Raw genomic sequence first — 13,020 nt, 5'->3', positions numbered from 1 at the left:
GAGGTTTCAGTACAATGCAGCAATGGATGCCATTATTAGCGGAGCATGATATCGGAAAAGTGCTGGAGCATGAGCCGCTGTCCAAATATACGACATGGAAGATTGGAGGCCCTGCGGATGCACTTGTCATCCCGGATACCAAAGAGCAGCTGGCAAGAGTTTTGAAGCTGGCTAGCGAGCACGAAATTCCCTGGATGCAGTTGGGGCGGGGCTCCAACATGCTCGTCTCTGACAAAGGGATACGGGGACTTGTGATCAAGCTGGGGCCAGGATTTGATTATGTTCATTTTGAGGATGAACAGATCGTTGCTGGAGGAGGCGTTTCACTGGTCAAACTGTGCGTTATGGCCAGCAAGCAGGGCCTGTCCGGTCTTGAATTTGCTGGTGGTATCCCAGGATCAGTCGGTGGGGCTGTCTACATGAACGCCGGTGCCCATGGGTCTGATGTGTCACAAATATTCCAGTCCGCTGAGATTGTGCTGGATACAGGGGAATTGGCTGTGTACGATGCTGACAATATGCATTTCAGCTATCGTCACTCCGTGTTGCATGAGCAACGTGGAATGGTGACAGAGGCAGTGTTTCGGATGAAGCGGGGCGATCGGGAGGAAATTTCATCAGCGCTTGCGGCTTTTAAAGACCGCCGTCGGCTGACCCAGCCGCTACAGTTAGCTTGTGCAGGAAGCGTGTTCCGTAATCCTCCAGGTGACTATGCTGCTCGTCTTATTGAGAGCGCAGGTCTCAAGGGCTTGAAGGCGGGAGGCGCTGAGGTATCTGTACAGCATGCCAATTTCATTGTAAATACCGGTCAAGCGACAGCAGAGGACGTGCTTACCCTAATGAAGCATATTCAAAGTACAATATCATCTCAAACCGGCATCAAGCTAGTTCCGGAGGTTTTCGTAGTGGGTGAGCGGTAAACTCGGAGGTGATACATTGGACAAATTGGTGATTGAGGGAGGCCGTCCCCTGTCAGGCACCATACGTATCCATGGGGCAAAAAATGCGGCACTACCTATTCTTGCAGCGAGCTTACTTGCACAAGGTAAGGTAGAAATTCGGAATGTGCCCCATCTTTTAGACATTAAGGTCATGCTGCACATCCTTGAAAGACTCGGCTGTACATGCCGACATGAAGAGGAAACGGTATACGTGGATACGTCGTCCGTCCGAACGTTCCAAATTCCGGAAGATTTGATGAAGCAAATGCGCTCATCTATCTTTCTGATGGGACCGCTGCTCGCCAGATATGGAGAAGTTTCCATTTACCAGCCCGGAGGCTGCGCCATAGGCGAGCGCAAAATTGATCTTCACCTAGAGGGCTTAAAAGCTCTTGGCGCAGAGATAGAGGAAAAAGACGAGCAAATTACGTTTCGAGCCCACAAGCTAATCGGCTCGGACATCCACATGGATTTCCCGAGTGTAGGTGCAACGGAAAATATTATGATGGCCGCTGCGTTGGCTGAAGGACGAACAACGATCACCAATGCAGCGAGGGAACCGGAGATTCAGGATCTGCAAAACTTCTTGAATGCCATGGGAGCCCGTATTATTGGTGCTGGAACCGACACGATTACAATCACGGGGGTCAGCCGCCTCAATCCGTGTACGTATGAGGTCATTCCTGACCGCATAGTAGCTGGAACGGTTATGATTGCAGCTGCAGCTACACGAGGAAGTGTGTCGCTGACCCACTGCAATCCATCCCACTTGTCTGCTCTGATTCACGTCCTCAGGCGGGCTGGTGTTCAAATCGGCATCTTGAATGATATAATGACCGTAAGTTGTATGAGTCGTCCCAAAGCAGTGGAGAGGATCGTTACCTCCCCTTACCCGTCTTTTCCGACAGATTTGCAATCTCAGGTCATGGTTCTGCTTTCTTTGGCGGACGGATTTAGTGTCATGAAAGAGACCGTCTTCGAAAGCCGATTCAAACATGTGGATGAACTAAATGTAATGGGTGCTGATATTACGGTTGATGCAAATGCTGCTTTTATAAGAGGAGTTTCTCGTCTGTACGGGGCTACGGTAGAGGCTACCGATCTGCGGGCAGGGGCAGCGCTGGTCATAGCGGGTCTAGCGGCTCAAGGACGTACTATTGTCGAGCAGGTTCATCATATTGACAGAGGGTATGACCGGATCGAACGTCTTTTCCAGGGACTGGGTGCCCGAATGAGCCGTCAGTCTCCGGTGCCGGAGCACCTGGATTTCGTAAATTAATGCCTGTAATGTCCCTCCGTTAACGGGGGGACAAAAGGCTTTTGTGGAGAGAAGCTATGCCAAATGCTCAAATACCTGTTCTTAAAAAGAACAGAACGAAAAAAAGAACAAGCCGGAAGATTGCTATTCTTCTCATTTTGTTGTTTATCGTACTGCTCGCTGTTCTCTTTTTCCGTTCTTCGATGAGTCGGGTTTCTGAAATTCGTTTTGATGGTAATGTATTTTCGACCCGAGATCAGCTTCTTAATCGAAGCGGTCTGGCTGTTGGAGACCAGTATTTCGGAGTCAGTTCACCCGACATCTCTGAGAAGCTGCGGGAAATTCAATCAATACAGCAAGTCACAGTGGACAAGCAGTTTCCGGGTATTATTGCTATTCATATTAAAGAGTTTGCTACGGTCGCTTACGAGTTGCAGAGTGACGGGAGCCTTCGTGCTATTCTAGCGAATGGGACAAGCGTGAGCGTGGGGAGTAGCGGAATAGCTGTTGAGAAGCCTATTTTGACCAAATGGAAATCTGATGATCCGTACAAAGCGAAGCTGTGTGATGCTTTATCGCGCATTCCGGGGGAATGGACAGCCGATATTTCGGAAATCATTCCCGCACCGATTCCTTCTTTTCCGGACCGCATCAAAATGTACACACGTTCCCAGTTTGAGGTTATTACAACTGTTTCTCTACTGAATTCTAAAATCAGCTATTTGAACCAGGTGCTAGAAACAGAAGATCCAGGTTTGATCACCATGTTGGAGGCGGATTCCTACGTTCCGTTCAAACCGGATACGAGTGAAGAGGGTCAAGAAAAAGATACTACTCAGTGATGTGAAAAAATGCTAGAATTGATTTTATGGGTAATAGACTTGCCTCCTTCTTTTTTCTTCAAATTTTTATGTGACTGCAACCATAAATTGGCTTCTAAAAAATTTGTAGAAAAAAGAGGGAAAGCATGGAGTTTGTTGAATATGTACAGAGTGTGTTTAAAGAACGAAATTCATTTTGGAGTCAGGAGGTGCCACAGACTTGAGCAACAATGACATCATTGTTAGTTTGGACATCGGTACATCCAAAGTTCGGGCTATTATTGGGGAAATGAATAATGGAACCTTTAATATTATTGGAGTTGGATCTGCCGACTCGGAAGGGATTCGCAAAGGTGCAATTGTAGACATTGATCAAACCGTGCAATCAATCCGTAACGCCGTGGATCACGCAGAACGCATGGTTGGTATTCAAATAACAGAAGTGTATGTGGGGATTTCAGGCAATCATATTGGCCTGCAAAATAGTCATGGCGTAGTAGCCGTGTCCAACGAGGACCGTGAAATCGGTGAGGAGGACATTGAGCGTGTACTGAAGGCAGCTGAGGTTATTGCCGTACCACCGGAGAGAGAAATTATTGACGTGGTAGCCAAGCAGTATGTCGTGGATGGCCTTGAAGGCATTCAGGACCCTCGCGGTATGATTGGAGTTCGTCTCGAAGTAGAGGCTACGATTGTTACTGGAGGCAAGACCCCGATACATAATCTGTTGCGCTGCGTTGAGAAAGCCGGCTTGAGGATTAAAGATCTGGTCTTGCTGCCTCTTGGAGCCGGACAATTGTCTCTTTCGAAGGATGAAAAGGTGATGGGTTCAGTGCTGGTGGATATTGGTGCAGGATCTACGAATGTTGCCATTTTCCAGGAAGGAACGATTGTTGCCACATCAACACTTCCGATTGGTGGAGAATTTGTAACCAATGATATTGCCTACGGACTGAGAACCCTTACCGATCAAGCCGAAAAAGTAAAGCTTAAATACGGCTGCGCATGGTATGATGATGCGGCAGCCGATGTCGTCTTTAAAGTGACGCGTATCGGCAGTAATGTGGATAAGGAATTCAACCAGCAGGATTTGGCTGCTATTATTGAGCCGAGAGTGCAGGAAATTTTTCAACTCATTCAGGCGGAAGTTAAGCGCTTGGGTTACACAGAGCTTCCGGGAGGTTATATACTTACCGGAGGCACCGTCTCCATGCCTGGTGTACTTCAGGTGGCACAAAGCGAACTGGCCGCTTCCGTAAGGATCGCCGTACCTGATTTTATCGGTGTAAGGGATCCGGGCTACACGAGCGGAGTTGGAATCTTGCATAATGCTATTCGTTACTATCGCGGAAGATCGACTAGCGTTAGCAACAGTGGCGGAAGTACCAAGAAGCCGACTAACCGAACCAAAAGTAGTAGTAGTCCCACTGCGGAAGGCGAGCAAAAGCAGGGGTTGATTGAACGCTTAAAAAATATGTTCAGTGAATTTATATAACGTTCATTGCTAATTATGCCAATCATGGACGGGCCATCCATGCACATTGAGGGGGAGATGGAATAGTATGTTGGAATTTGATTTTGAAATGGAGAGCTTGGCTCAAATTAAAGTGATCGGCGTCGGAGGCGGCGGCAGCAATGCGGTTAACCGAATGATCGAAAATGGTGTTCAGGGTGTGGAGTTCATTACAGTCAATACAGATGCCCAGGCACTTCATTTAGCAAAGTCTGAGCATAAGCTTCAAATTGGGGATAAGCTGACCCGCGGTCTGGGTGCCGGCGCTAACCCCGATGTGGGTAAAAAAGCGGCTGAAGAGTCGCGTGAGCTCATTATGAATACGCTCAAAGGTGCGGATATGGTATTCGTAACGGCGGGAATGGGTGGCGGTACTGGAACCGGAGCGGCTCCTGTCATTGCTGAAATTGCCAAGGAATGCGGCGCGCTGACTGTAGGCGTGGTAACCCGACCATTCACGTTTGAAGGGCGTAAGCGTTCCAATCAAGCTGAACTTGGTATTGAAGGATTAAAAGAAAAAGTAGACACTTTGATTGTAATCCCGAATGACCGTTTGCTTGAAATTGTGGACAAGAAAACCCCAATGTTGGAAGCATTCCGTGAAGCAGACAATGTTCTGCGTCAGGCGGTTCAAGGTATTTCAGATTTGATCGCTGTACCGGGTCTTATCAACCTCGACTTTGCTGACGTTAAGACGATCATGACGGAGCGTGGCTCCGCTTTGATGGGGATTGGCGAAGCAACTGGTGAAAATCGTGCGGCTGAAGCAGCACGCAAGGCTATCATGAGCCCGTTGTTGGAGACATCCATTGAAGGTGCTCGTGGTGTGATTATGAACATCACTGGCGGCAACAACCTGTCTTTGTATGAGGTTAATGAGGCAGCTGAAATTGTAACATCGGCTTCCGATCCGGAAGTAAACATGATTTTCGGTGCTATCATTGACGAAGAGTTGAAAGAAGAGATCAAGGTTACCGTCATTGCCACTGGCTTTGAAGGCAAGCCAAGTCAACCGGCACCGGGACGTAAACCGGCAGCCAACCCGGCTACTTCCGAATCGGCGGAGAAAGGCTCTCCTAACTTGCGTCCATTTGGTAACACTCAAAGCAGTGACCAATTAGACATTCCTACATTCTTACGTAACCGTTCGCGCAATAATAATAACGATAACTAGTTTCAATTCGGATTGCCCGCATTCTCCCTGGAGATGCGGGCTTCTTTCTGTTTTCCGTATCCTGCAGTTCAGGCGCTTCTCCTCTTTCCGACAAAATTAGTCGGTCACCGTCCCCACCGTTAGACAGACTTTGAACAGCATGACTACTATACTTAATCCTATCCTGCAAACGCTGGGCGGGTGAAGCCTTGGTTGTTTATATCGACTTGATTTTTTTGGCCAATTTGTTCATTGATGCTGTGTTGCTGATGGTTACCGCTTGGATGAGAAAAATCCGTCCAGTGTGGTGGAGGTTGATGACTTCAGCTGGAATCGGCACAATGTATGTGGTCATGATGTTTGTGCCGGAACTGTCCTTTTTATTTACGTTCCTGATCAAACTGGCATTATCGGTCATAATGCTGCTGGTGGCTTTTGGATTTGGCAGCATGCAAAAGTATCTTCGTACAATGGGTGCTTTTTACATGATCAACTTTGTAGCTGCAGGTGGCATTTTGGGGATGCATTATTTTCTTCAAAATACGGGAGAATTGTTTAACGGCATCTGGTACACCGCTTCGGGCGGAATGTCCTTTGAACTCAAAATCGCATTCTGGTTTATTTTATGCGCATTTGGCGGAGTGATGCTTTTCTTTCGTATTGTGCAGTCCTCAAAGCAGCGCACAGAAAGGATGAGTGGGTTTTTGGGACAAGTGCAGGTATGGATTGGGCAGGATCATATTGAGTGTACAGGCTTGTTGGATACAGGTAATCAGCTCTATGATCCTTTGACCCGAACCCCGGTGATGGTCATGGAGGCGGCCTTGTGGGAATCGCATTTGCCCGCCTCCTGGCTCCGAAAATGTTCTGAGGGTAATGCTGACCAAATGGTGATGGAACTGGGGGACGAACCGTTTAGCTGGCAGGATCGTGTTCGCCTCGTCCCCTATCGTGGAATTAACCGCAATCATTCCTTTATGTTGGCCCTTAAACCAGACCGGGTAGAGGTGGTGATGAATGGGGTTCATTTTGTACATCATCGAGTGTTGATTGGCTTGGACGGGGGGACATTGTCGGCAGAGGGTAAGTATCGCGCCATCATCCACCCGGATGTGACGGCACAAGAAGGGGGCAGTGCTGATACCAACCAGAAACAAGAAGCACATATTGGTGAGCATTTTACAGAATCAGGATGACGGAGCATAAACACAAAATGATGTTTGAAGGCGACGAGAAATATCCAATGGTGAAATGGACGGAGCACAGCTGGAATAGCACTATTTTTAAGAGGGGGAGAATGATATGCGGGAACAGATGAAATTGAAGATGAGAATTAGGTTAGCATTGCAATTGCAATATTATCGTATTTTATTTTTATTTGGGCTGAAAAGTGAAGAAATTTATTATATTGGCGGCAGCGAGGCGCTCCCCCCACCGCTGACGAGAGACGAAGAAGAATATTTGCTGGGAAAACTTTCTTCTGGAGATGCGGCAGTACGGTCGATGCTAATCGAAAGAAATTTGCGGTTAGTCGTATATATTGCCCGTAAATTTGAGAATACGGGCATCAACATTGAGGATCTCGTATCCATCGGTGCTATTGGACTAATCAAAGCGGTTAACACTTTTGATCCGGAGAAGAAAATCAAACTTGCCACATACGCCTCTCGATGCATTGAGAATGAGATTTTGATGTATTTGCGTCGCAATAGTAAAACGAGAACGGAAGTTTCTTTTGATGAGCCTCTGAATATTGACTGGGATGGTAACGAGTTGTTGCTTTCTGATGTGATGGGCACGGAAAATGATACCATTTACCGTAATATTGAGGAGCAGGTGGACCGTAAATTATTGCATAAGGCACTGGATAAATTGACAGATCGAGAGCGTTTGATTATGGAGCTCCGCTTCGGCTTACAAGACGGAGAGGAGAAGACACAGAAGGATGTTGCTGACCTGTTGGGTATCTCGCAATCGTATATTTCGCGTCTGGAAAAGCGAATTATAAAGCGCTTACGAAAAGAATTTAACAAAATGGTATAATGCATGGGTATATCCGGAAGCGATGGAAATAGCGAATAAAAAAATGCCCTCAGGAGATAATGTACATTAATGTTGCTCCTTGGGAGGTAAGACACGATGACCCGAAACAAAGTGGAAATTTGCGGTGTGGATACCGCCAAACTGCCGGTATTAACCAATGCAGAAATGCGCGAGTTGTTCACATCACTTCAGCAAAATAATGAACGATCAGCCAGAGAAAAATTGGTCAACGGCAATCTCCGGCTCGTCCTGAGTGTGATTCAACGATTTAACAATCGGGGAGAGTTTGTGGACGATTTGTTTCAGGTAGGATGTATCGGCCTAATGAAGGCGATTGATAATTTTGACCTTTCGCAAAACGTAAAGTTCTCCACTTATGCGGTGCCGATGATTATCGGAGAGATCCGCCGTTATTTGCGGGATAACAATCCGATCCGTGTGTCTCGTTCGTTACGGGATATTGCATATAAGGCGCTTCAGGTGCGGGACAGTCTGACGAATCTGAACTCGCGAGAACCAACGATTTTTGAAATTTCAGAGGCACTGAATGTGCCTAAAGAAGACGTTGTGTTCGCGTTGGATGCGATTCAGGATCCGGTTTCGCTGTTCGAGCCGATATATCACGACGGGGGCGACCCAATCTATGTGATGGATCAGATCAGTGATGACAGAAATAAAGACGTCTCATGGATTGAGGAAATCGCTCTGCGGGAAGCGATGCATCGCCTGGGCCAGCGTGAAAAGATGATATTGTCTATGCGTTTTTATGAAGGAAAGACGCAAATGGAGGTTGCCGACGAAATCGGTATCTCTCAAGCCCAGGTTTCAAGATTAGAGAAGTCGGCTATACAGCAAATGCAAAAACATGTAAAGTCCTAATGAAATGAATGCTTGAATGATCCAGCGATAAAAACGATCCTACTCGGATCGTTTTTGCGTTTACAGGACATTTTTTGGGCTCTTCCGCTCATATAGTGAAATAAAGGATGTGATGCGTGTGAGTGCACCGGAAACGTCAGTAAGAGCAATGAAAATTTCCGAGTTTCAAACCAAGGATGTCATTAACATTGTAGATGGACGACGCCTCGGACAAATCAGTGATTTGGAGATTGACGTGCGGCAGGGGAAAATTGAAGCCATTGTGGTTCCAGGCAGCAGTCGTTTTATGGGTTGGTTTGGAGGCGGAAGCGAGTTGGTCATTCCGTGGCGCAACATTGTGAAAATTGGTTCGGATGTTGTGCTTGTACGACTGGAAGGATTGCAAGAGCCGCCGGGTGAAGGGGAAGAAAAGTTGTATATCGAACGTCAAGAGCGGAGTGACCGAAGGGGCTTCTGAACTTGCAGATCTACGTATTTTAGTGTGTTGTGAAGACACGGCGGCGGCTTTTTGGTACACTGGGCAGTAGAGGTGAGAATGAATGGAACCATTTGTAGTGAATACCGAGGCTACGGGGGCTACGTCAATGCAAGATGGCGGACGTCCCGTACTGGAGTTGTTATATATTCAATCTTGGGAGCGGCAGGTTCAGAGATTGACAGCGGGTTTTACAGGTCGTCATGGCGGTGTCAGTGAGGTGCCCTACGCTAGTCTGAACTGTGCGTTTCATGTAGGGGATGACCCCGAGAAAGTCATTCGTAATCGGCAGCTCATTGCTGAGCAGCTTGGTTTTTCTGCTGAAGCATGGACGTGCGGTGAGCAGGTTCATGGTCATCATGTTGCTGTCGTCAAGGCTGCTGATCGCGGGCGGGGCTTTAGGGATCGTGCATCCGCTTTTCAGGACACAGATGGACTTTTGACGAATGTACCTGGCATTTTGCTGACGTCCTTTTATGCAGACTGTGTACCATTATATTTTTGTGATCCAGTGCGCCGTGTGATTGGGTTGGCGCATGCAGGCTGGAAGGGAACCGTTGCGGAAATTGCATTGAAAATGGTACAGACCATGCAGAACGAATATGGATCTCAGCCATCCGATTTGCTAGCAGCTATCGGTCCTTCCATTGGTTCTGAATCCTATGAGGTGGATGAGCACGTGATGAGCCAAATTCGGGTTTTGGAGCATGATTGCCCGGGTAATGATAAATGGGAAGGTTCTGTTTACTTCCCCTTAACCGACGGAAAAACACTACTTGACTTGAAACAATGCAATCGACACATTATGATGAAAGCAGGAATATTGCCGAGCCATATCGAATGTACTACCTTATGCACGAGTAGCCGTAGCGATTTGTTTTTTTCATATCGCAAAGAAGGCGGCGTCACAGGAAGAATGGCGAGTTGGATTGGTCTGGAAGAGAGGTGAGTCCTCCCGTGTCTTTGGAGGAACGAATTAAAGAAGTGAATGCCCGTGTAGAAGCGGCATGTGCCCGAAGCGGACGTTCGCGTGATGAAGTTAATGTGATCGCTGTCACGAAATATGTTTCGGCGGCGACAATGACATCTGTATTGGATAGCAATTTGGAGCATGTGGGCGAAAATCGCTGGCAGGATGCTGCGGATAAATGGAGCAAGTTGGGTGACCGGGGAACGTGGCATTTTATTGGTCATCTCCAAACGAATAAGGTTAAAGATGTGATTGGAAAATTTAAATTTATACATTCGCTTGACCGCTTATCGCTCGCTCAGGAATTGGACAAGAAGGCAGCCGCTCTGGGACTGCGAGTTAAAGCTTTTGTGCAAGTCAATATTTCTGGAGAAATGTCCAAATATGGCTTGTCCTCTGAGGCGGTTTCCCCCTTCTTGGAACAAATTCGCGAGTTGGAGCATGTGGACGTGATTGGCTTGATGACGATGGCTCCTCATGAAGAAGACCCGGAAAAAACTCGGCCTGTGTTTCGGGGATTGCGTGAATTACGGGATACGTTAAATGGACAAGCCTTGACCAGAGAACCCATCGTTCACTTGTCAATGGGGATGTCCAATGATTTTGAAGTGGCAGTTGAAGAGGGAGCGACCTGGCTGCGGCTTGGTTCCGTACTGGTCGGACGAGAGGAGGATTTCCATTGGGCGTAATGAATAAGTTCATGAACTTTCTGGGGCTTCAGGAAGAAGAGGAAGTTATAGAGCGAGAGGTTATGAATACGCCGGAAGATCAAGAAATTGAAACCCCAAGCTTTGATAAACGTAAGAACCAGAAGGGCACTAATGTTGTCAGCATCCATTCACAGAAAAATGTGAAAGTTGTCCTGTATGAGCCGCGTTCTTATGATGAAGCACAGGAAATTGCCGACCATATCCGTTCCCATCGCACCGTCGTAGTTAATTTGCAACGAATTCGCAAGGATCAGGCGCTGCGCATTATTGATTTTTTGAGTGGTACTGTGTATGCACTGGGTGGTGGTATTTCCAAGGTCGGGAATAATATTTTTCTGTGTACACCAGATACGGTTGAGATTCAAGGCTCTATTACAGAAATACTGGCTGACACTGAACAAGAACTTAACAGAATGAGGTGAACTTTTCTTGATCGAGGTAATTTACTGGCTATTTCAGATTTATTCGTACATGATCATTGCATATGTTCTGCTGTCTTGGCTTCCTAATGCCAGAGAGAGTGTAATTGGTGATTTACTTGCCAAGTTTGTGGAGCCGTATTTGTCTCCTTTTCGCAGGTTTATACCGCCAATCTTCGGGATGATTGATATTTCACCCATCGTTGCGCTGATTGCTCTGCGTTTTGCGTCGTACGGTTTGATTTCTTTAATTGGTAATTTCGTCTAGGAGGAGTTATGCGAACTGAGATTTATGAGCATTTTCACCCGGATGAACGGGACTATGTGGATCGCGCTTCCGAATGGATCAGTCATGCGGGAGCTTATCATGAGCAGAAGCTGACTGATTTTTTGGACCCGCGCCAACAGTACATATTGGAGACACTTGCTTCGAAGGAAGATAAGGTCACGATTAGGGTAGATGGCGGATATATGGCTTCAGAACGAAAGCGGGCGCTAATTGCGCCCGATTATTCGTATTTGGACGGTGAGGAGATGGGGATTCAGGTCCTTTCCATCACATCTGACGATCATAAAATAGGTACCCTTGAGCATGGTGATTATCTAGGTGCCCTACTGGGACTTGGAATCAAACGTGGGAAAATCGGGGATATTCATGTACTGGATGATGGGTGCCATGTATTGGTAGCTTCAGAGATTGGTGATTTTATGACGATGCATTTACAGCAGGTACATCGTGTTCATGTATGGACAGAACTGTTGCCTGTCGCGAGTCTGCGAACGAAGGAAGTTGCATTAGATGCGCTAGATCTGACGGTCGCTTCTTTGCGCCTAGACGGTATTGCCAGCGACGTGTACAAGCTAAGCCGAAGTAAAATATTAACACCGATTCGGGCGGGGCGGTGCCGGGTAAATTGGAAGGTGGAGGAGAATCCATCCACTCCACTTAAAGCGGGGGACGTTATTTCCATGCAGGGTTTTGGGCGTTTCAAAGTGCTTGAAACAGACGGGATGACAAAAAAGGGAAGATTCCGTGTCAAAATTGGTAAGTTTGTATAGCTGTAGGCAGGAATTACGAGCTTTCTGTCGAAAGAATTAAGCTATAGCGAAGAACTGGAACGATTTTGCTCTGTACAGTATTCACAAAACGGGGTATGATGACCGATAGATGATAGTGAGCGTCGTGACGCGGAAAATGTATTTTTTGTCAATCTTATAGGAGGTGGACGGCATGCCATTAACGCCATTGGATATACATAACAAGGAATTTGCCCGCCGGCTTCGCGGTTATGATGAGGATCAGGTTAATGAATTTTTGGATCAGGTGATCAAAGATTACGAGGGCGTTATTCGTGAAAATAAAGAACTGAGCACCGAGTTGTTGAACGTACAGGAGAAGCTCGATCATTTCGCGACGATTGAGGATACGCTGAGTAAGACGATTATCGTAGCGCAGGAAGCGGCTGATGAAGTTCGTAACAACGCCAAGAAAGAATCCCAACTGATCGTGAAGGAAGCGGAAAAAAATGCGGACCGTATTGTGAATGAAGCATTGTCCAAATCCCGCAAGATTGCGTTGGAGGTTGAAGAACTGAAGAAGCAGGCATCGATTTACCGAGCACGGTTTCGTACACTGGTGGAAGCACAGCTTGACTTGTTAAGCCAAGACGGCTGGGAAGCACTTGAAAACCGGGAACGCGAAGTACTGGAGCGCGAGCGTGAGATGAAAGAAATTTACTAATTTCATTTCTGACAAGCTTTTATCAGGCTTAGTTAGGGTTGACTTTTATCTTTAAACAGGCTATAACTGTAAATACTATACTGAATTCAATGATTAT

The 13,020-nt window shown here is 46.9% G+C and carries 15 protein-coding genes; all 15 read left to right on the top strand.

The window, feature by feature from the left end; all coding sequences use genetic code 11:
* The first annotated feature begins 14 nt into the window (after positions 1-14).
* Positions 15-920 (top strand): UDP-N-acetylmuramate dehydrogenase, encoded by a 906-nt coding sequence (gene murB / locus ACYCSE_RS00190; protein WP_250268827.1) that lies wholly within the window; start codon positions 15-17, stop codon positions 918-920.
* Complete coding sequence (gene murA / locus ACYCSE_RS00185; RefSeq protein ID WP_172828261.1) at positions 910-2,220, top strand: UDP-N-acetylglucosamine 1-carboxyvinyltransferase; 1,311 nt, start codon at positions 910-912, stop codon at positions 2,218-2,220. The genes murB and murA overlap by 11 nt, the downstream gene beginning before the upstream one ends.
* A 56-nt stretch (positions 2,221-2,276) precedes the next feature.
* A complete protein-coding gene (locus tag ACYCSE_RS00180) occupies positions 2,277-3,041 on the top strand; it encodes a cell division protein FtsQ/DivIB (RefSeq protein ID WP_459700721.1) in 765 nt (254 codons plus the stop codon).
* Positions 3,042-3,240: 199 nt separating this feature from the next.
* Positions 3,241-4,515, top strand: a complete 1,275-nt coding sequence (gene ftsA / locus ACYCSE_RS00175) for a cell division protein FtsA (RefSeq protein WP_459700719.1) — start codon at positions 3,241-3,243, stop codon at positions 4,513-4,515.
* Positions 4,516-4,582: 67 nt separating this feature from the next.
* Positions 4,583-5,707 (top strand): cell division protein FtsZ, encoded by a 1,125-nt coding sequence (ftsZ, locus tag ACYCSE_RS00170; RefSeq protein ID WP_013311084.1) that lies wholly within the window; start codon positions 4,583-4,585, stop codon positions 5,705-5,707.
* Positions 5,708-5,895: 188 nt separating this feature from the next.
* Positions 5,896-6,882, top strand: a complete 987-nt coding sequence (gene spoIIGA, locus ACYCSE_RS00165) for a sigma-E processing peptidase SpoIIGA (protein ID WP_459700717.1) — start codon at positions 5,896-5,898, stop codon at positions 6,880-6,882.
* A 106-nt stretch (positions 6,883-6,988) separates the two neighbouring features.
* Entirely contained in the window at positions 6,989-7,729 is a 741-nt protein-coding gene (gene sigE / locus ACYCSE_RS00160) for an RNA polymerase sporulation sigma factor SigE (protein WP_254350270.1), read from the top strand.
* Between the two features lie 96 nt (positions 7,730-7,825).
* On the top strand, positions 7,826-8,608 hold the full coding sequence (gene sigG / locus ACYCSE_RS00155; RefSeq protein WP_007431182.1) for an RNA polymerase sporulation sigma factor SigG: 783 nt from the start codon (positions 7,826-7,828) through the stop codon (positions 8,606-8,608).
* A 112-nt stretch (positions 8,609-8,720) separates the two neighbouring features.
* Entirely contained in the window at positions 8,721-9,065 is a 345-nt protein-coding gene (locus tag ACYCSE_RS00150; RefSeq protein ID WP_172828260.1) for a YlmC/YmxH family sporulation protein, read from the top strand.
* 82 nt (positions 9,066-9,147) lie between these two features.
* Entirely contained in the window at positions 9,148-10,032 is an 885-nt protein-coding gene (gene pgeF, locus ACYCSE_RS00145) for a peptidoglycan editing factor PgeF (RefSeq protein WP_459700714.1), read from the top strand.
* Between the two features lie 8 nt (positions 10,033-10,040).
* Entirely contained in the window at positions 10,041-10,742 is a 702-nt protein-coding gene (locus ACYCSE_RS00140; protein WP_459700712.1) for a YggS family pyridoxal phosphate-dependent enzyme, read from the top strand.
* Entirely contained in the window at positions 10,733-11,185 is a 453-nt protein-coding gene (locus tag ACYCSE_RS00135; RefSeq protein ID WP_013311078.1) for a cell division protein SepF, read from the top strand. The genes ACYCSE_RS00140 and ACYCSE_RS00135 overlap by 10 nt, the downstream gene beginning before the upstream one ends.
* Positions 11,186-11,192: 7 nt before the next feature.
* Positions 11,193-11,450: a YggT family protein gene (locus ACYCSE_RS00130; protein ID WP_023989436.1), complete on the top strand. Its 258-nt coding sequence runs from the start codon at positions 11,193-11,195 to the stop codon at positions 11,448-11,450.
* An 8-nt stretch (positions 11,451-11,458) separates the two neighbouring features.
* Positions 11,459-12,241 carry a YlmH family RNA-binding protein gene (locus ACYCSE_RS00125; RefSeq protein ID WP_069289980.1) on the top strand — a complete coding sequence of 261 codons (783 nt, stop codon included), beginning with the start codon at positions 11,459-11,461 and terminating at the stop codon, positions 12,239-12,241.
* Positions 12,242-12,413: 172 nt separating this feature from the next.
* On the top strand, positions 12,414-12,923 hold the full coding sequence (locus ACYCSE_RS00120) for a DivIVA domain-containing protein (RefSeq protein ID WP_023989434.1): 510 nt from the start codon (positions 12,414-12,416) through the stop codon (positions 12,921-12,923).
* Positions 12,924-13,020: the final 97 nt, after the last annotated feature.

Source organism: Paenibacillus sp. SEL1, from assembly GCF_054602535.1.
This window is presented reverse-complemented; position numbering and strand designations above follow the sequence as displayed.